The sequence below is a fragment of the Brevibacillus sp. SKDU10 genome, from assembly GCF_001645205.1.
Lineage (GTDB): Bacteria > Bacillota > Bacilli > Brevibacillales > Brevibacillaceae > Brevibacillus_B > Brevibacillus_B halotolerans.
Genome location: NZ_LSSO01000155.1, coordinates 99,376 through 117,644, shown reverse-complemented (window position 1 = coordinate 117,644; position 18,269 = coordinate 99,376). Strand labels below are relative to the sequence as shown.

The 18,269-nt window shown below is 42.3% G+C and carries 19 protein-coding genes; 14 read left to right on the top strand and 5 right to left on the bottom strand.

Going from position 1 to position 18,269, the window contains the following annotated elements:
- Nucleotides 1–54 precede the first annotated feature (54 nt).
- Nucleotides 55–780 carry a spore cortex-lytic enzyme gene (gene sleB / locus AYJ08_RS12390; protein WP_082890938.1) on the bottom strand — a complete coding sequence of 242 codons (726 nt, stop codon included), beginning with the start codon at nt 778–780 and terminating at the stop codon, nt 55–57.
- 252 nt (nt 781–1,032) lie between these two features.
- Between sleB and AYJ08_RS12385 the strand changes: the two genes are divergently transcribed.
- The gene (locus AYJ08_RS12385; RefSeq protein WP_003344243.1) at nt 1,033–1,374 is read left to right on the top strand and encodes an Asp23/Gls24 family envelope stress response protein; all 342 of its coding nucleotides are present in this window, start codon (nt 1,033–1,035) and stop codon (nt 1,372–1,374) included.
- A gap of 95 nt (nt 1,375–1,469) precedes the next feature.
- Here AYJ08_RS12385 and ftsW read toward each other — a convergent pair whose 3' ends face one another.
- Together ftsW and AYJ08_RS12375 are read right to left on the bottom strand one after the other, a co-directional pair.
- Nucleotides 1,470–2,633, bottom strand: coding sequence for a putative lipid II flippase FtsW (gene ftsW, locus AYJ08_RS12380; RefSeq protein ID WP_064017985.1), 1,164 nt, complete (start codon nt 2,631–2,633; stop codon nt 1,470–1,472).
- Nucleotides 2,634–2,726: 93 nt separating this feature from the next.
- A complete protein-coding gene (locus AYJ08_RS12375) occupies nt 2,727–3,065 on the bottom strand; it encodes a YugN family protein (protein ID WP_064017984.1) in 339 nt (112 codons plus the stop codon).
- A gap of 154 nt (nt 3,066–3,219) precedes the next feature.
- On the opposite strand from AYJ08_RS12375, the gene AYJ08_RS12370 reads away from it, so the two are divergent.
- The 4 genes from AYJ08_RS12370 (at nt 3,220) to AYJ08_RS12355 (ending at nt 7,910) form a co-directional block, all read left to right on the top strand.
- Nucleotides 3,220–3,654, top strand: a complete 435-nt coding sequence (locus tag AYJ08_RS12370; RefSeq protein WP_064017983.1) for a CBS domain-containing protein — start codon at nt 3,220–3,222, stop codon at nt 3,652–3,654.
- A gap of 405 nt (nt 3,655–4,059) precedes the next feature.
- A complete protein-coding gene (locus AYJ08_RS12365) occupies nt 4,060–4,863 on the top strand; it encodes a thermonuclease family protein (RefSeq protein WP_064017982.1) in 804 nt (267 codons plus the stop codon).
- Between the two features lie 79 nt (nt 4,864–4,942).
- Nucleotides 4,943–7,357, top strand: coding sequence for a heavy metal translocating P-type ATPase (locus AYJ08_RS12360; RefSeq protein WP_064017981.1), 2,415 nt, complete (start codon nt 4,943–4,945; stop codon nt 7,355–7,357).
- Between the two features lie 121 nt (nt 7,358–7,478).
- On the top strand, nt 7,479–7,910 hold the full coding sequence (locus AYJ08_RS12355) for a hypothetical protein (RefSeq protein ID WP_031414229.1): 432 nt from the start codon (nt 7,479–7,481) through the stop codon (nt 7,908–7,910).
- 111 nt (nt 7,911–8,021) lie between these two features.
- Here AYJ08_RS12355 and AYJ08_RS12350 read toward each other — a convergent pair whose 3' ends face one another.
- Entirely contained in the window at nt 8,022–8,477 is a 456-nt protein-coding gene (locus AYJ08_RS12350; RefSeq protein ID WP_064017980.1) for a protease complex subunit PrcB family protein, read from the bottom strand.
- A 55-nt stretch (nt 8,478–8,532) separates the two neighbouring features.
- Between AYJ08_RS12350 and AYJ08_RS12345 the strand changes: the two genes are divergently transcribed.
- The 9 genes from AYJ08_RS12345 to AYJ08_RS12310 all read left to right on the top strand — a co-directional run bounded on the left by AYJ08_RS12345 (nt 8,533) and on the right by AYJ08_RS12310 (nt 17,191).
- The gene (locus tag AYJ08_RS12345; RefSeq protein WP_064017979.1) at nt 8,533–10,488 is read left to right on the top strand and encodes a hypothetical protein; all 1,956 of its coding nucleotides are present in this window, start codon (nt 8,533–8,535) and stop codon (nt 10,486–10,488) included.
- Between the two features lie 102 nt (nt 10,489–10,590).
- Nucleotides 10,591–11,055 carry a YlbF/YmcA family competence regulator gene (locus tag AYJ08_RS12340; RefSeq protein ID WP_064017978.1) on the top strand — a complete coding sequence of 155 codons (465 nt, stop codon included), beginning with the start codon at nt 10,591–10,593 and terminating at the stop codon, nt 11,053–11,055.
- 104 nt (nt 11,056–11,159) lie between these two features.
- A complete protein-coding gene (locus AYJ08_RS12335) occupies nt 11,160–11,531 on the top strand; it encodes a YlbG family protein (RefSeq protein WP_031414233.1) in 372 nt (123 codons plus the stop codon).
- 266 nt (nt 11,532–11,797) lie between these two features.
- Nucleotides 11,798–12,559, top strand: coding sequence for a 5-oxoprolinase subunit PxpA (locus tag AYJ08_RS12330; RefSeq protein ID WP_064017977.1), 762 nt, complete (start codon nt 11,798–11,800; stop codon nt 12,557–12,559).
- Complete coding sequence (locus tag AYJ08_RS12325) at nt 12,546–14,120, top strand: alpha/beta hydrolase (protein WP_255365463.1); 1,575 nt, start codon at nt 12,546–12,548, stop codon at nt 14,118–14,120. The genes AYJ08_RS12330 and AYJ08_RS12325 overlap by 14 nt, the downstream gene beginning before the upstream one ends.
- Nucleotides 14,121–14,336: 216 nt before the next feature.
- Complete coding sequence (locus AYJ08_RS12320) at nt 14,337–16,178, top strand: stalk domain-containing protein (RefSeq protein ID WP_064017976.1); 1,842 nt, start codon at nt 14,337–14,339, stop codon at nt 16,176–16,178.
- A gap of 22 nt (nt 16,179–16,200) precedes the next feature.
- Nucleotides 16,201–16,698 carry a shikimate kinase gene (locus tag AYJ08_RS12315; RefSeq protein WP_064017975.1) on the top strand — a complete coding sequence of 166 codons (498 nt, stop codon included), beginning with the start codon at nt 16,201–16,203 and terminating at the stop codon, nt 16,696–16,698.
- Between the two features lie 52 nt (nt 16,699–16,750).
- Nucleotides 16,751–16,915 (top strand): YqzE family protein, encoded by a 165-nt coding sequence (locus tag AYJ08_RS22995; RefSeq protein ID WP_022585028.1) that lies wholly within the window; start codon nt 16,751–16,753, stop codon nt 16,913–16,915.
- A 15-nt stretch (nt 16,916–16,930) separates the two neighbouring features.
- Nucleotides 16,931–17,191 carry a YkuS family protein gene (locus AYJ08_RS12310; RefSeq protein ID WP_031414239.1) on the top strand — a complete coding sequence of 87 codons (261 nt, stop codon included), beginning with the start codon at nt 16,931–16,933 and terminating at the stop codon, nt 17,189–17,191.
- Between the two features lie 56 nt (nt 17,192–17,247).
- Here the strand turns inward: AYJ08_RS12310 and AYJ08_RS12305 are convergent, their stop codons facing one another.
- Nucleotides 17,248–18,117: a hypothetical protein gene (locus AYJ08_RS12305; RefSeq protein WP_064017974.1), complete on the bottom strand. Its 870-nt coding sequence runs from the start codon at nt 18,115–18,117 to the stop codon at nt 17,248–17,250.
- Nucleotides 18,118–18,269 lie beyond the last annotated feature (152 nt).

Genomic DNA, 18,269 nt, shown 5'->3' with positions numbered 1-18,269 from the left:
ACCTGGTAATGATTAATACCAGGTTTTACATCTTTATACGGTTAAATCTAATGATTATCTACAAAAGATGTGTTTACCTATCCTTTTAATTTGCGGGCGACTCCAGATCCAAGCAGAGGTTGCTGTATCTGGATTAAAATAATAGGTAGCCCCTTCACTAGGGTCCCAACCCTTTAGGGCATCTTGAACTGCCTTTCGCGCTGTTTCATCTGGTGATAGATAAATTTGACCGTCGGCTACTGCAGTAAATGCACGTGGTTCAAACACAACAGCAGCCGGTGAATTAGGGAAGGAGGGACTTTGGGTACGATTTAAAATAACGGCAGCGACTGCAACCTGTCCGACATACGGCTCACCGCGTGCTTCTCCATATACAGCTTGAGCCATAATTTGCAGATCATTAGTCGAAAAGCCATTAGAAGCCGTGATTACTTGATTTCTTTTTTCTTTTGGTTTAAAAGTCCCCATCACATAATTTTTTGTTGCATTGTACAACTTGACTTTTGTTTTATCGTCTAGCTCCCCGGTAATCGTCATGCCAAATTCATATTGAAAATGACGCAGAGCTGCTTTTGTGCGAGGACCAAAAATAGAATCGATATCTCCTGTGTAAAAACCAACATGTTTAAGTCGCTCTTGTAGTTCTCTTACATTGGCACCTGTGCTTCCTTCTTTATAGGTAGGACCCATGGTAAACGCTTGTGTGATACTTGGAATACTACTAACCAGAAATGCAGTACACAAGATTACTCCGAAACACCAATACATAACTTTTTGCACTGTATGTATGCCTCCCTTTTGTAAAAAAGCTACGTTAGTAAACGGTAGTTCGTTTTGTAAGGGTAGTTTGTCCGATTTTCTATTGGTTTAAAAGCTGGTAAAATTTTCGAGAATAGTGCTTCAAGCCTTTGCCGAAACCCGTTATAATAAAAGAAAAACATTTTTGAAGCAGCACATGATTAGTTGGGTAAACTATGTACAACAAGGTAAGTAGCGCTACATAAGGGCGGTTCACATAAGGAGGCGGTAGGGATGGATTCCGTGAAAGACCAAATCAGAGTGGCAGATCAAGTAGTTGCAGTTATTGCAGGAGTAGCGGCTCAGGAGATTGAAGAGGTAGCTGTAGGCGGTTCTACTACATTTTATGATGAATGGACGAAGCGATTGGGTGCGAAGAATAACGCAAAAGGAATCATGGTCGAAATAGGAGATATGGGTGCTTCTATTACATTATGGGTTTCTGTTCGATACGGAACTATCATTAGCAAGACCTGCCAGCATCTACAAGAGAAAGTAAAGGAAACAGTAGAGTTTTTAACAGGATTGACGGTTTATGAGGTAAACGTACGCGTCGAGGGCCTCACGATTGAATAACGAGATCCAAGGATAGGTATAAACAGAAACAGAAAAAAATCCAACGACTGAATTTGTACTGTCGTTGGATTTTTTATGCTTGTGAAGGGAAAAACCTATCCTTGCATCGAGGTGCTCTGGGCATTTTTTTGTCTATTAACATCACGAGATACGCTTAGCAGGATTCCCATGCTCGTCATACAAATCAACAGGGATGATCCACCATAACTGATAAATGGCAATGGTACACCTGTCAAAGGTATAGCACCTGTTACGCCACCGATATTAATCATTGCTTGAATGCTAATCATGGTAACGATTCCTGTTCCAGCCAGTGTGGCAAAGGTATCAGTTGATCGTAAGCTGATCTGCAGTCCCCGAATGATTAACAGCAGATATAATAGCAGGAAGATAGAGGTACCGATTAGCCCCATCTCTTCAGCAATAACGGAAAAGATAAAATCGGTATATGCCTCCGGTAGATACAGATACTTCTGTAAGCTTTTCCCGAACCCTGTGCCGAAGATTCCGCCTCGTGCAATGGCATAGAGGGATTGAACCATATGAAATCCTTTATCTAATGGATCACTCCAAGGATTAGTAAAAGAGGTTAATCGTGCCCAAGCATGTTGTTTTACCATGATATAAGTAGTAATAAACAGAGTAGATGGAGGGACCGTAAGCAAAAAGATATGCTTAATATTAGCTCCACCTGCTATTAAGATAACTCCAGCCGTTCCTAAAATAATGGCGGCTGTTCCTAAATCAGGCTGGCCCATAATCATCAAAAAGAAAATACCCGTAACTGTCAAAGGTGGTATTAAACCTGTTTTGAAGCTCCGGAAGGCATCACCTTTTTTGGCGATGAGGGCTGACAGATACAGAATTAATCCCAGCTTGGCAACCTCTGAGGTTTGTAAATTCATAAAGCCTAATTTAATCCATGATTGCGCACCGTTAGCTTTGGTCGCAAATCCAGGAATATAAACAAGTAGAAGTAAGAAAAAGCTACCGACGGCAATCAACAGGAAGTTTTTCTTATAAAAGGAGAAGGGGATGTTCATAACAAAGAGCATAAGAAACAGACCCAAGATGGCAAAGATGATTTGTCTTTTTGCGAAGTACAAACCGTCACCTAGACATTGATCACAACCTTTGGATGTCAATATTCCGGTTTGAGCATAGATGTAGCTGGAGCTCATTACCATCGTAATGCCAAAGCCTACAAGTAGCACTGTTAAAAAAAGTAGGAGAAAATCTGGTACGCCCCGAGTTTTCATTGAAAAAGAAATCACCCCTAGAAATGAAACAGAGAGGTGGGTATGTCCTCTCTGCTTGTGTAAAGTATTTGAACAAACTGAACCTTCGTACTGTTATGCTAATTTGTCTTTTAATCCTTGTAAAATCTGTTTTGCATTGTTGAGTACGGCATCTGGCATAGGACAGTCATAATCGATTCCATGCGGGAACAGATGCTTGCCAATGAATGGCTCGTCCAATTTTAATACAGTGTCTGGATCTTCCATTTTGCCTTCTACACAATGTGCTTGAATGCGAAGATAGTACGTGGTGTCTCTATCCTTTAGCTTGTAATCGTAGGTTGCATGGGTATAATCCCAAGCAAAACGCGTGAAACCTACGCTATCCATAGCAATGTCTAAGTCGGCTAGAGTTCCTTGTTGGCCGCCGATTCCCGTTTCTTTGAGAAGCATTCTGCCTTCCTCCTTCGTGATATTCACTCCCTTATGATAGTAGGTTTTTCCTGATTGTGCAATGATTATGAGACGTAAAAAATAGCTCGATTGCATGAAAGAATACAGGAGGGGGGAAACTAACCTTTGTTTAAGTACGGAAGGAGGAAGAAAAATGGCAAAAAGAACATTACGTGAAATCATGACAGAGAATCTTGCTACCGTTACATTATTAGATAATGTATATGAAGTAGCGGTGAAAATGAGAGATTGGAACGTTGGCGTTATCCCAGTTGTCAATGAGCAAAAAGATGTTATCGGAGTAATCACAGACCGTGATATCGTCATTCGTGGTCTTGCTGAAAAGCACCAAGGCTCTAGCAAAATTGAAGATGTTATGAGTACAGACATCGTGCTGGGTACCCCAGAAATGACTGTGGATGCAGCAGCTAAACTGATGGCTCAGCATCAAATTCGTCGTCTGCCAGTAGTTGACAACGGAAAATTAGTTGGTATTGTGGCGATTGGAGACATGGCAATCCGCAACATTTTACAAGATGAAGCTGGAGAAGCGTTAGCAGAGATTTCAGAAACAACTTCACGTCATTAAATTTTGCAATGAAGAGAGCATTTGTAGGCACTCGAAAAACGAGTGTCTTTTTCTATTTTATTTTTTTGTGTCACTCCATAATATTTGGGCTTGTCTTTTTTGGACCCAATTTATTCCTTTCGCATAGGCTGTAACGAAGAGGAAAGGAGGGTCCACATGGGTTTTTTCGATTTTGACTTCTTCAATGGAGATAACGAGGAACTGATATGGATCATCATAATTGTCGTGGTTTTATTTGTACTACTCGTTGATTGGGACTGGGAATAATGACCGGATAAAAAGGCGGCCTACCAAGATGTTGTGGGTCGTTTTTTGCTTTACAAGAATAGAAAAACTGTAGACAAGCACGTATGTTTGGTATGATGGGAAAGGTAGAAATAATCAAAAAGCATGGAGGATTTGTACATGAGAACAATGTTTACCAAAACGAAGCATTTATTAGCCATCCTTTCCCTTGGCGTTGCCTTAGCGGTAAGTGGATGCGCCACTGACAAAGACAAGCAAGAAAACAACGAGCCTACTCCCAATGGAAAAATGAAAGTTAAAATAGAGAGAGTGGTCGATGGGGATACCTTTAAAACAACAAATGGCGATAAGGTAAGGCTAATCGGAGTGGATACACCAGAGACGGTAAAGCCCAATACTCCTGTACAGCCATATGGAAAAGAAGCGAGTAACTATTCGAAAAATATGTTAGAAGGCAAGGAGGTCACTCTTCAATTCGATGTTCAGCCTTTCGATAAATATCAAAGATTATTAGCTTATGTTTATTTAGAAGATGGCACATTCTATAATGAGCATCTTGTACATGAAGGATACGCTCGCATCATGACAGTTCCACCTAATGTAGCCCAAGCAGAAGTGTTCTTAAAGGCAGAACAGGATGCTAGAGAAAACAATCGAGGGCTCTGGGCCTTAGATGTTTATCAGAAAGCGGACCAGGATAAGAAAAAGAATACATCCTCGAAGAAGCAAAAGAGTCAATCTGATCAAAAGGAAAGTGGTTCACAAAAGAAAAGTAGTTCACAAAAGGAAAGTAGCTCGCAAAAAGACAGCAGCAAGCAGCAAATCAAAGGAAATATTAATTCAAAGGGTGAAAAAATTTATCATGTGCCTGGTGGACGTTATTATGAGCAAACAAAACCGGAAGAGTGGTTTGATACCGAAGAAGCCGCAATAAAAGCAGGATTTAGAAAATCAAACGAATGATATTTCGATGATTGTTTGAATATTATAATGTTATCTGATAAACTACGAGCAGAGAGATCGGAAAATGAGGTGCTGCGGGATGAGGAAAAATCTGAATCATAAGCATAATGGACAAGAAAAAAACTCCAATTATTCTCACGTAGAACATCAAGATAACGAAATTGTAACGAAAACTTGTTGTGGTGAACAGGAGCATCATTCCCATGCAGATCACCATCAGCACGAGCATTGTCAAGATGCAGGTCACTCCCACCAAGACCATCATCACAAAAATCTTAGTCATGATCACGAACATCATAAACACACTCATCACGAGCATAATCATGCTGGACATTCACACGGTGCAGGATGCTGTTCAGCCCAACATGACATGGCGATGAATGAATTAGCCAATAAACCCGCTTCACAGGTATATCATATTGAGGGCATGGATTGCGGCTCCTGCGCATTGACGTTACAGAAGCATGTGCAGAAAAGCCTGAACATGTCTGAAGTAGAAGTAAACTTTAGCACAGCTAAAATGCGTTTAGGAAAAAAAGCTAATGTTGAACAAGTTCTCCAAGCTATTACGGAAGCTGGTTACAAAGGTACATATCAAGACGGAAATGATCGCTTAGCTAGTGTTGAACCAGAAGCTTGGTGGCGAAATGAAGCGGTTTGGCGTACGGGAACAGCAGGTTTTTTTATTCTGGCAGGGCTTTTGCTGCATGCGTTCCAGTTAGAACTGCTGGGGAATAGTGCTTATGCTATAGCTATGGTGGTTGCTGGCTTAAAACCATTAAAAGCCGCCTGGTATGCTCTAAAAAGCAAATCAGCCGATATGAACCTGCTGATGAGCTTAGCGGCAATAGGGGCAGCTTTTATTGGGGAATGGTTAGAAGGGGCAACGGTTGTTTTCTTATTTGGACTTGGGAACGCTTTGCAAACCCTATCTATCAATAAAACGCGTCAATCTATCCGCTCCCTGCTACGTTTAGCACCAAAGGAAGCGATGGTTTATAGAGGACAGGAATGGGTTAGTATCCCAGTAAAAGATGTAAAAGTTGGAGAGCGCTTATTAATCAAAGCAGGTGAAGGAATTCCTCTTGATGGGTTTATCGTGAAAGGAATTTCAACGTTTAATCAGGCGCCGATCACTGGGGAATCCATGCCAGTTGACAAAGGCGTGGGTGACACTCTTTTTGCTGGTAGTATAAACGAAACTGACGTAGTTGAGATGGAAGTCACGAAGATCGGCTCCGATTCGACTTTAGCTCGCATCATTCATTTAGTGGAGGAAGCACAGGAGAAGAAGGCACCAACGGAGCAGTTCGTAGAGAAATTTGCTAGAGTTTATACGCCAATTGTCATTGTAGTGGCCCTAAGTGTTATTATTTTGCCTCCTTTATTTACAGGAGAGTGGCAACATTGGTTTTACCGTGGCTTGGAGCTATTGGTTATCGCTTGCCCTTGCGCCTTAGTGATTTCGACTCCAGTTGCAGTAGTGTCAGCTATTGGCAGTGCGGCACGTCATGGTGTGCTTATTAAGGGTGGAGCCGCCTTGGAGATGATTGGTCATTTAAAGCAAGTGGCTTTTGATAAGACGGGTACGATCACAACTGGAAAATTACAGGTTGAAAAAATTCTTACTCTTCAAGAACGTACAGAGACAGAAATTCTTGAAAAGGCAGCCATGATCGAGCAATCCTCACACCATCCCATTGCTGCAGCTATCCTGTTGCAGGCAAGTGAAAATGGCATTCTCCCGCAGAATTCTGATCATCATCAAACCATTGTTGGTAAGGGTGCTAGTGCTACACTGTCAGGAATCACGTATTTGGCTGGGAATGAAAAGCTGTTTACCGAATATAATGTTGAGCTGGGCCTTTTACAAGAACAGATTAAAGAAGAGCAACAAGCTGGCAAAACAATTGTATTAGTGGGGACAACGAAAGAAATGTGGGGGGCCCTCATCATATCTGATACCATTCGCCCAACAAGCCAACAGGTAATGCAGCAATTACAAGGCATTGGCGTAAAAACCTTGTTGCTCACGGGAGATAATGCCGGAGCGGCGCAGCATATGGCTCAAAAAGTGGGGATAGGACACGTACAAGCAGGATTGTTGCCAGAGGATAAGCTGGAGGCAATTAAGGTAGCGAAAGAGCGAGAAGGTGGCACGATCGCAATGGTGGGTGACGGTATTAATGATGCCCCAGCTTTAGCTACTGCTGATGTAGGTATTGCGATGGGAGGAGCAGGGACAGATACTGCGATGGAAACAGCTGGAATCGTATTGATGGCTGATGACCTAGAAAAATTACCATATGTAATTAGACTTAGCCAACAAGCGTTAGCGATTATCAAGCAAAACATTTATTTCTCTCTGTTGATCAAAGCCATTGCTCTACTTTTGATCATCCCAAATTGGCTTACACTGTGGATGGCCGTCCTTAGCGATACAGGAGCAGCAATGATTGTTATTCTTAATAGCATGAGGCTATTGAGAAAATGATTTTACAAGAGAATAAAATTCGCTTAATGAACTGATCAATGAAGTGGACGATTTGTGGCATAAACAGGGAAAAACAGGGCACTCTAGGGCTATATTCACCAAAAAGTAAGGAGTGTCCTGTATGATCCAAAAATTGCGTGGACGTCGTTTTTACTTATTTATTTTGTTTGTAGCTATTTTAGAGCTATCCATGATGGGATTGCATTCATTGGAAGGAAAAAAGGCAACTCACAGCAATCAGACACATGTACTTGCTGAGGAAGTGAAGAAGCCCTCTCTTGTCGTGGAACACCAAGTAAAAGGGAATGATCTTGAATTAAAATTGATTGTTCAAGATTTCCAGTTCTCATTGGAAAACATGGGAAAAGAAAATAAAGACGGTGAAGGCCATGTCCATTTGTATGTAGATGGGAAGAAAATAGCCAAGATTTTTGGCCCGCAATTCACCTTAGCGGATGTGGCTCCCGGTAAGCACAAAATAGAAGTGGAATTAGCCCATAACAACCATGAATCATACGGTGTCAAACAGACCTTTGAAATCGTAGTCAACTAAGCAAATGAAAAAGAGAGTCTCATGAGGCTCCGCTAATAGGAAAAAGCTGTGGAGTCCATGAAAGATCATCCACAGCTTTTTGCTTTTTGCTCTTTGCTCTGTCGTTCGTTACTATAGGTAGTTTATGGTTACGTGTTGTGTATCTTGAGGTAAGGTAATCACCGTAGTTGGGTAGGTAATTACTTGAAGCAGCATTGATTTTTGAGGCCGCTCTTCTACGACATGGATGACATAAGCTCCGTCAGTCTCTTGCTGGACCTTGTCAACCTTGATAGAATAGCCACTGGTAGGGCGCTCACCAAGCGCAATGGCTACATAGGTGAGATCATTTTCATGAATCAGTCGATAGCCACCCTGTTCTTGTATATCGGCAAGCGCCAGATCTACAGAAGCGGGGTAGGGAGTAGGAGCAGTGCTAAAATCATTCATAGATACAACTCCTTTTTGGTTAGACTGTTGAATATTGTGAGGCAAAGAGATATCCTGAGCTGTTGCAGTTGGGGTCGTGTTGATGTAGGAGATCAGGATTCCTCCCATTAGCAATAGGCCTGCTAATACATGTTTCATTCTCTATCCCTCCTATGATTTCCTCCATCTACCGTTACGAATAGAGGTGAGCTTCGTGAATTTATATAAATGTCTGGATATGTTGTCAGAACGTACAATGGAAGAGATTATCCAGGAACAGAACCGCCGATTACACATCAAATGCGGCAAATCTTTAATGAACCGACTGCAGGATGCGAGCTTCTGTCAATCATTATGGGAAGCACTCACAGAGCACGAGCGTCAAGCAGTGTCTCTTTTTTATACAAATGCGCAACAGGGATTCATACGCAAGCGTGAATTTGAGACAATTACTCAGCAAGATATTCTGTTAACAGCGGGTCTTACAAAGCTACGTCGACTAGGTATTATTTATACCGTTCGAAAAATGTGGAGCGAGATAGGCTATATGATGCCATTCGAATTACGTAAAAATATATACGCCTTTAGTAGCCTTACATACAAAAAAGGGATAGAACCATCAGTAAAAGAGGAAGCCATCCCGCATGTATTTTCCTATTCACTTCCAGCAGGACGCGGTATCCATATGGATATGCTTGCCTTTCTGCTGTTTTTAAGAGAACAATCGGTTTCCCTTACACAAAAAAATGGAATACCCCGGCGAATGCTCCTCAAATGGATGGATCGCATTTCTTTGAGAGATGAACATATGCGGGGGTGGTTTTCTAGTCTTTTGCCGTCTGAAGTAAAGATAGACGATCAAACGCCCGTTTCTTTTCTCTTTGATCTATCCTTACGAATGCGGCTTGTCTATTTACAAGATAAAAGAATTTGCCTGCATCCCGCAATATTAAATGATTGGTTACGAAAGAAAAATGTGGAACAGATTGAGGATATCAAAGCAAACCTATTACGATACTATGCGCCAAAGGAGTCATGGCAAGAAGGATTTCTATTTGAATTGCAACTGCTCGATAAAGAATGGTACAGGGTAGATGAGATTCTTTCTAAGCTAACGAAGATAGGTTATAGACTGCCAGAACAGGCCCAGGAGCAATTGAAAAAGACCTGGTTGCATCCTTTGCTTGGTTTTGGATTCATTCAATTAGGCGAGGATAATGAACAAAACCTGTGGATTCGCCATAATCCGTATAATCAGGATCAGGAGGATCATCAGCCTAAATGGTATTTGGATTCGACTGGTGAAGTCATGGTTCCTCCGGGTATGATGTTAGCTCAGCTTTGGGAGCTAAGCCGTTTGGGAGAAATGAATGTAGCTGGAGATTTTATTACCTGCAATCTAACCTCCCAACGTGTGCAGTCCTACTTATCTACAGGAGGAAGTGTTGACCAAATCCTTCAATTTCTCCACGAGCATACAGCGCATCCAGTGCCGGACTCTGTTGCTCAACTTCTCATAAAATGGTCAGAGGACGCGAAACAGCTCTCTTATGAGCAGGTGATTCGGTTTAAAACAACCAGCCCTGCCTTGTTAGCTGAATTACGTGATATAGGAATTCTTGCCCCATTTATGTCGGAGGTAATTTCGCCTGTAGCTTTTTTACTTCCTGAAAGTAAATTGGAGGAATTTATCTCCTTGCTTAGGGAATGCGGGTATGAGCCGCAGTCAGGGGAAATCCGTCGTTTCCAGGCTTTAGGCTCCCGTTTCGATGAGGCTCACTCGGATAACAATCATATTCCATCAGAGATACATCTAGATAGAGAAGGCTTTTTCCCCTTGGTAACAGCCTTTCTTGATTTCAAGGTTGAAAATGTTTTTCCTGATGTCGGTGAAGCTATCCCGGGTCTATCAGCCTTACCAAAAATGTGGACGGAACATTATCAAGGCTATCATCCAAATACGATGCGTCTGATGCTAAAACGAGCACAGGAGCTTCGATTGGAGGTACAATGCCAAACGCATCGACAGGATGAATGGACGGGCAGAGTACAGGAGGTAGCATTGGAACATGGTTACTGGCAAGTACATATGATGTCAAAAGATAAATTCTGGAAAGAAAAAGTGGATGAGATATCGCGGCTGCGTATTCTGATTCCAGCGTATTTATAGGGAAGTCAAGTAAAAAATGTGTAATGTTTAAATCTTTCCTGTGCCTCCATAAGGGGTTTCGTGCTAAAATAATAGTAGGTTTGCCTGTAAAGGAGGTAAAACATGATAGATATACCAAGTGAATTAGATATGGCTAGCTTGTTGTATGAGGCTGATCATTTAGCCATTATGATAAATGAATCAAAAGAAGTGAATGATTATTTACAAACGAAGCAAGCTATGGAAAATGACGAGAAAGTCTTACTATATATCCAGCGCTTTGAGCGTAAAAAGCTAGACTATGAAGAAGTGCAACGTTTTGGTAAGTATCACCCAGATTTCCACAAGGTAATGGCTGAGATAAGAGAATTAAAGCAATCTTATGAAGCGTTGCCAACTGTTCGTGAATTTAAGAAAGCAGAAGCACGCTTAGATCAGCTATTGTATCAAGTAGGTCGTGTTATAGCTGATTCTGTATCAGAGAGTGTGAAAGTTCCTAGCAATAACCCAATTATGGAGGCAATGGCCAGCGGTTGCGGTACTGGCGGTAGCTGTGGTTGCGGTAATAAAGAAAAGAAACACGCTTAATGAAAAATACGACAGCGCTCATAAAACTGCGTCTTTTGCTAAAAGACGTAGTTTGAGCCTGATTACATAGGATTGTCAGTAGAGGAAGGAGTTTTCAGGGCACGATGAGACTGAAAAGATTGGGAGTAGCTGTTTGGATTAAAAATCCTCGTGTTGCGAAGAATTTACGAAAATTCGGCACTATTCATTACGTATCCAAAAGACTCAATTACGTTTCCATGTATGTGGACGCTGAAGAAATTGAGCAAGTGATATCACAATTAGAACGGCTTCACTTTGTACTAAAGGTAGAACGTTCACATCGGCACGAAATCCCAACTGAATATAACAATGCGAAGCCGGATAAAGCGAAGGAATTTGACTATCAATTAGAGAAAAATCAACTGATGGCTTTGGCCGAATCATTAATCAGCGATAATTCATCTATCGCCAAATCGGAGCATCCGGCAGTAAAGCCTATTCCGGTTCAAAGCTAGCAAGCAGAGTTTTTGATTGCAAAACATAAAGGGGCTTTTCTCATCCAATCAGTTCGTTGTGATGGGAGAAGTCTTTTTTATTCTTCTTCATATTGTCCTAGTGAAGGAACCAGTAAATAAAAAAGTGAACTTTGTTTCACTTTTTTGTAATTGGGCCACGTGGTATGATAAGGAAATAAGGTTTAAGGTAAGGTAAAATATTACAGCTTTGTTTGAATGCGCTTACAATTATATGGACAAAGAGAGAGCGAGGGGACAAAGACAGGATGAAACTAGATATTAACTGCGATATGGGAGAGATGTTTGGGCGTCATAGACTCGATGAAGATATAGGAATTTTACGCTGGATTACATCGGTCAATATTGCTTGTGGCTTTCACTCTGGGGACCCGCATGTGATATGCCGTACGGTTGAAGCAGCACTGAGGCAGGGTGTGAAAATAGGTGCTCATCCCGGTTACCCTGACGTTCATGGGTTTGGCCGTCGTTCCATGAATTTGTCCATGCGTGAAGTATATGAGCTGGTGTTATATCAGGTGTCTGCTTTGGAAGGAATTACGAGAGCACTGGGAGGCACATTGCATCATGTTAAGCTGCATGGAGCCCTGTACAATGAAGCAGCGGAGCGGCCAGAATTAGCAGAAGCAGTTGTTCGTGCTATTACGGATATTCGAGAGGATTTAATCTTGTACGCATTATCAGGAAGCTCGTTGGTTCAGGTCGGGTTAGAGCATGGGCTGTATGTGGCGGAGGAAGTATTTGCAGATCGAGCATACCTGCCGAATGGACGATTAGCTCCTCGAGAATTGGAAGGAAGCATTCTAATTAGTAAGGAGGAGCAATTGCAGCAGGCAAGTCAGCTCGTAAAAGAACAACGGGTACGAACAGTAGATGGCAGTGTCATTGAATTAGCCGCAGATACGCTTTGCATTCATAGAGAAAGTCCTGATTGCATACATGTTCTAAAGGAATTGCATCGTTGGGCACAGCAAAACGAGGTTCGTCTAGAGGCGATTGCTGTGTGTTAATTTAGAAAAGGGCGACTTAGGTCGCCTTTCTAGCTACGGGGTGATAATTCTGAAGAATAAGTTAATTCATTCGCTACGGCATACATTATTGAAAGCGATGGCTCCTATTGCAGGAGGTGGAAGTACCCCTACATCCCTTTTCATTCCAGACGCTCAATATGTTACAGTGAAAACCTTTGATGGCAAAGCAGGGAATTGGCTTACTACAAAAAATCCTGTTCAATACCAAGCAGCTATTGTGCAGGGAAATGACAGCTTAGCTCCCTTAGCGTGGGGGGACCCGATGCCGGGGACGGGCTGGTATCATATGTATAAGCCGGGAGAGATTACAGGAAAGCAGATCAATGGCATGCTTGATGATGCCAAATTTCTGATCCGAATCCCAGATGACTGGAATGGAAAATTAGTAGTTGCTGGAGTACCGGCGACACGTAATGAAACATCAACCGATTTATTATTCAGTGATTATGTTCTAGGACAAGGCTACGCTTTTGCAGCTATTGATAAAGGAACTCAGGGAAAGTTCGATTCAAATGATCCGTTAGCAAAAGTGAAGAATGCATTGATAGCAAAGGACGACAGTATAGCGAAATGGCACAGGTGCTTTCGACAGGTAACAAAGGTAGCTCAGGATTACTTAACCACTCATCATCAAGATCAGTTGATTTCCAGTAAGGATGTCCGCAATCCGGCTCATGTTTTACTGACTGAACATCATCGGGTTCCTACCTATGCAATGGGGATTTCTAACGGTGGCTATGTAGTGAGGTATGCACTGGAACATGACGATCCCCAATTAACTGGAGAGCCAGCTCTATTTGATGGAGGACTAGAGCTGGAAGGGGTGATGTGGCAAGCAGAGGCTCCGAATTTGATTAGCTCGCTCACCACCGTTGTACAGCATGCCTATGCTGCCATATATGGCACAGGGGACGTACAAAAGCAGGCACGCACATGTATCTATGCGGCTGGAATGCCAGTAGGCTCTGAAAAATTATGGGCATATTATGATCAGCTCTATTGGTTTGTTAGTTTAAATATTTATCGAGATAAGTTTGATCCCACCGCTCCTAATCGATTGGCTTGGCAGGATTATCTCTGCTTTGATCAAACTGGTCTGCGTGACCGAAGCTATGACCATATTTTTGCTTCTTATGATTATAAAAAAAGACCTACATCGGTCAAACAAGCAGTTCAGCCAATTGCAAATACAGGCCGGATATACGCGCCGCTTATTTCAGTTGCTGGAACGTGGGACGCTTTGATTTTTCCCGATCTGCATGCAAAGGCTTATGCAAAATTAATCCGGCAGGCAGGGCAAGCGAGTAAGCATCGGCTGTACATGATTGAACAAGCGAATCATGTGGATGGTCTGGTTTGGAGCAAGGTTGATCCTGAGCATGAATTACAGCCAATGCTGCCTTATGCACACCAATGTTTTGATTTATTGGTCGAATGGGTGGAAAAAGGAATTAGTCCTCCCGCCAGTAAAAGCATATCAACGCCACTTCATCCAGTACATGTAATTGATATAGTGACTGGAGAAGAAAGGGAACCATAGGGGTGAGGATGAAAAATATCAGTAACAAAGAAACGCAGCGTATTCCTGTCAGATGAAGGTTTATTCTGCGTTTCTTCTTATTTCATTAGAAATGATGTCCCACAGTAGAAATCGACTATGTTACAATCTGTAAAGAAGTTTCTTGCATTAGCCGATTGTACCAGTAGAGGAATTATTATTCAGCTTTGGCTTGGGAAGTAGTGGGGAGAGTTCTACATGAAAGCAATACATAAGAAAAGTTTAGCAGTATGTGTAGGTTTATTGATGTGCTTTGCAGCGATGGGAGCCTACATGAAATTACCTGAAATCAAGGAGTTATTATCTTCTTTACAATCAGATTCTTTATTTTATAACAGTACAACCTCAGTAGATCCGTTTCGTAAAGAAGAGTTGTTGCCGCCAGTCGTCAAAGAACTTAATCCTTCTTATACCATTAAGGCATCTTTATTGCCTGATCAAGCAACAATAACGGGAACGGTTACTATGACTTTTGATAATCCACAGACGGAGAAGCTCTATCTGTATTATTACGGTTATAAATGGAACAACAACAAAATTTCCGCCATTCGCTGGAAAGGGAAAAGTATGCCCTATAACCGGCGCGATCCTGTCCTTGTGTTGGACAACCCAGCTAAAAACGAAACACGAACACAGCTTGAAGTGGTTTTTGAAACAAAGGTTCCGCGTGGGCCAACTCGCTTTGGTGTTCATCAAGGAATTTGGACCTTAACTCATTGGTACCCGATGCTTGGAGCTATGGATCAGCAGAAGCGCTGGTATGAGCCTCCACAGGTCATTGGATATGGTGACCCTTACATTTATCATTATGCCGCTTATGAAGTCGATATGGTCGCTCCCTCTTCATTTGAATGGGTAACTTCGTGGGGAAGAGGAAAGAAATCCAGTAATGAAGGTGGCCGATCTACTTATCATTTTACAGGTAAAAAGTTGCTTAATTTTACAATGGTAGGCAGTCCATTATACAAGGTTGAAACGGTCAAAATCTCTCCAAATCTAACAGTGGATATTGGATCGACAGATGTAGCTCATTTGGCAAAATTAAAGGAGATCGCCACTCAGGTTCTGCCGATTTACAGCAAATTAATGGGCGAGCTTCCTTATCCTCGAATTGGTATAGCAGAGACAGGAGATCGAACAGTCTACGCTATGGAATACGCGAATATGGCTATTATCGCCAAGCATATGTTTAACGGCAATCAGGTAGAGCATTGGTTACCGCATGAGTTAGCTCATTTGTGGTGGTACAATTCTGTTGAAAATATTGAGCCATATACAGGATGGATGGACGAAGGATTAGTGGAGGCGAGTGTTACCTTTTATTATCGGGAACGCTTTGGAGAAAAAGCCGCGGCCAAAATATTAGCGGAGTATCAGGCGGATGCTAATAAGCTGGCAAAAGCTTATCCATATGGGAAACTTTCGAATCACCTGACACAGTTTAAGGATTACTATGAGTTTGATTGGACCTGGTACTCCAATGCGGCCTTACTGTTCGATAATTTACGAAAACAACTGGGGGACCAATTATTCTTTGACTTTTTAAAACGGGTGCAAAGCAATTACCAGCATAAAGTCATTGGTCCAGAGCATTTGGATCAGGCGTTAGGTCAAACCTTAGGAGCTGAGGCCCAATATTTTGTGCCAAATGTCCATAAACAAAATCAAAAGAGCTTTATCCCAATTGCTGCGGAGTATTATGTGGATATCATTATAGGTCAAACTCATTTTTATCCAGCTACAAGGGGACGCATCCGTAATCAAGTGGTTTATTTGCCCCTACGCGAAACCTTGGAGCAGCTAGGTTTTAAGGTAACATCGGATCAAGCCAACCGCACAATACGAGCAGAGTCAAAGCGTAACGTCATTGTTTTCCATGAAAAATCAGATCGTTATGTGTTAAATGGGATTGAGCGGAAAATGCCGGTTCCTTTGTTAGAGTGGCACGCACGCAGCTTATTCCCACTTGCTTTGCTAAACGAGGGCTTAGGGTACCGAGTTACCTATCAGAAGGAAAAACAGACGGTCACCATTCAATAATAGTGACGAGGGGAAAAACACCATGCAATCAACTAATATTATTCTCATTGGATTTATGGGAACAGGTAAATCAACAGTAGGTGAACAGCTCGCACAGCGGCTACATTATGAGCGATGTGATCTAGATGAAGAAATCGTCAAAGCAACGAGGAAAACAATCCCCCAAATCTTTGCCGAGGATGGCGAAGAGATCTTTAGACAGCTTGAGACGAATGTGTTACGTCAATTGGTTGACGGAAATCGTCGCGTGATAATCACGGGTGGCGGAGCGGTGTTGCGGCCTGAGAACGTTCAGGTAATGCTTCAGCATGGACGAGTGATAGCCCTTACTGCTTGCGAGCAGGAGATTATTCGCCGTGTTGAACGAGATCAGAATCGACCACTTCTTCAAGGAAATGTGAAGGAAAAAGTAAGAGAACTGCTACAAGCACGCGCAGGGGCATACGATTTTGCTCCGATTCAAATCGATACAACTGGGAAAACGATAGAAGAAATTGTCGATGAAATAACCACCGCATAACGATTTAAATTGCTCTTCTTCGGCAACACTAATGCCAAGGGAGGGATGCGCGATGTCATCGCAAGAATACGTAAAGTATATGACCAAGCGCTTTGTGCAATATTTGGAGACTCCTAAGGAAGAGCGTCGGCGACAACGTGAAGTGCCGCGCGAACCTTGGTCCTCTAAATGGTTTGGCGCAATCCCGATGTCCATCAAGCTATTATTCAAAAAATAACATCTGGGGGTTCTTATGCCAAAAGTAGCCGTAGAAAAAACATTATCCCATGTAAGCTCGATGCTACGCCGTAATGGTTTTGATGTGGTTGAATTGGGGAATTGGCAACAGATGGTAGATGCTGTAGTCATTACAGGTATGGATGAAAACTTGATTGGAGATCAGTCGAAGAGTATTGCAGGAGCGCCTGTTATCAATGCAGAGGGCATGACACTGGATGAAATTTTTCATCAGGTAAATGAGCGCTGTTCTCCTGTTGATGGTGGTTTTCGCTGAATAAAGGTCAAAACGGTGGTATTCTCTCTAATAATAGGAGAGAAACCACCGTTTTGCTATTTTACATTGTTTGATGAAGTGTGTACGATACTTCCCACTTGTTCAATGTAAGAGTAAGGTAAGAAACGCAACCCCGAGTCCCAGACACCTATGTACGGTTCGTTATCCCAGAGGTGAACGGTTCCGATGGTAAAAGGAGCCATCACTTCTTTTTCGAACAAATCGGCAGTAATAACAATCGGTTCATTTGGTTTTTGGGTGAGCAAGTAGGTTAGCTCTTGTTTTTGCGTAGTGGGACGATTCACTCTTGCGGTTAACCAGTCAATACGGGAAAAAGGGTCCGTTTCCGTAGATAGCAACGTCCGGCTCAAAGTTAGTTGAGCCTCTTTATCCACTAATTTTTGACTAGCGATACGATGCATAACGGATGGATCGGGCTTGAGTCGAGCCGGAAACTTTTCTCCGGATTTCGCATCGATATATTCATGCGTATCTGCTATCGGTATGCGCCAATACGATGTAAAGCCATCATAATATAATTCTGCTTTCGCATCTTTTGGTGCTAGCTTTTGATCAAACAATGTATATTCACCCAGTCCGTATTCCATCAAAACAAATTCAGGAGTTGCTTGGTTTGCTGTCTTTTGTGACTCGGTGACAATCATATAGCCAAGGGGTTTGTCTTTTTCCTTTATCGTGACCAGCCATTCATGCGAACCAGGACCTAATGCTTGGATTTCAAGGCTAGCTTGTTTCCAGGCTTTGAACTGACTATCCTTTTCTTCTAATTTTTTCATCCAAGTCTGAATGTGTTGAGTAAAAGCTGCGGTCCATGGACCTTCTTGCGCAGCATGCGCTTGAGAAGAGGGAAGCGAGAATAAGAGGAGTAGCAACAAGAATCGGCTCGCTAGTGAACGTAGTTTCATACACTGAGACACCATCCCTTCGTAAGTTACGTTACCTATTGTAACCAAATGCCATCAAAAGATTTGTTGGTTGCTGTCAGCTCTCCTCTATATTTCTTCGCTGTTGTTTTACAAATTTCTGGGCTATGTAGAATCAAGTCTAACTAAGCAAC

What these genes read in the sequence shown, in the direction of transcription:
- AYJ08_RS12305 (WP_064017974.1), bottom strand. Translation starts at nt 18,117, where the DNA reads ATGAAACTACGTTCACTAGCGAGCCGATTCTTGTTGCTACTCCTCTTA.
- AYJ08_RS12310 (WP_031414239.1), top strand. Translation starts at nt 16,931, where the DNA reads ATGCCAAAAGTAGCCGTAGAAAAAACATTATCCCATGTAAGCTCGATG.
- AYJ08_RS12375 (WP_064017984.1), bottom strand. Translation starts at nt 3,065, where the DNA reads ATGCTTCTCAAAGAAACGGGAATCGGCGGCCAACAAGGAACTCTAGCC.
- AYJ08_RS12320 (WP_064017976.1), top strand. Translation starts at nt 14,337, where the DNA reads ATGAAAGCAATACATAAGAAAAGTTTAGCAGTATGTGTAGGTTTATTG.
- AYJ08_RS12350 (WP_064017980.1), bottom strand. Translation starts at nt 8,477, where the DNA reads ATGAAACATGTATTAGCAGGCCTATTGCTAATGGGAGGAATCCTGATC.
- AYJ08_RS12365 (WP_064017982.1), top strand. Translation starts at nt 4,060, where the DNA reads ATGAGAACAATGTTTACCAAAACGAAGCATTTATTAGCCATCCTTTCC.
- AYJ08_RS12370 (WP_064017983.1), top strand. Translation starts at nt 3,220, where the DNA reads ATGGCAAAAAGAACATTACGTGAAATCATGACAGAGAATCTTGCTACC.
- AYJ08_RS12315 (WP_064017975.1), top strand. Translation starts at nt 16,201, where the DNA reads ATGCAATCAACTAATATTATTCTCATTGGATTTATGGGAACAGGTAAA.
- AYJ08_RS12360 (WP_064017981.1), top strand. Translation starts at nt 4,943, where the DNA reads ATGAGGAAAAATCTGAATCATAAGCATAATGGACAAGAAAAAAACTCC.
- AYJ08_RS12355 (WP_031414229.1), top strand. Translation starts at nt 7,479, where the DNA reads ATGATCCAAAAATTGCGTGGACGTCGTTTTTACTTATTTATTTTGTTT.
- AYJ08_RS12330 (WP_064017977.1), top strand. Translation starts at nt 11,798, where the DNA reads ATGAAACTAGATATTAACTGCGATATGGGAGAGATGTTTGGGCGTCAT.
- AYJ08_RS22995 (WP_022585028.1), top strand. Translation starts at nt 16,751, where the DNA reads ATGTCATCGCAAGAATACGTAAAGTATATGACCAAGCGCTTTGTGCAA.
- AYJ08_RS12385 (WP_003344243.1), top strand. Translation starts at nt 1,033, where the DNA reads ATGGATTCCGTGAAAGACCAAATCAGAGTGGCAGATCAAGTAGTTGCA.
- ftsW (WP_064017985.1), bottom strand. Translation starts at nt 2,633, where the DNA reads ATGAAAACTCGGGGCGTACCAGATTTTCTCCTACTTTTTTTAACAGTG.
- AYJ08_RS12340 (WP_064017978.1), top strand. Translation starts at nt 10,591, where the DNA reads ATGATAGATATACCAAGTGAATTAGATATGGCTAGCTTGTTGTATGAG.
- AYJ08_RS12335 (WP_031414233.1), top strand. Translation starts at nt 11,160, where the DNA reads ATGAGACTGAAAAGATTGGGAGTAGCTGTTTGGATTAAAAATCCTCGT.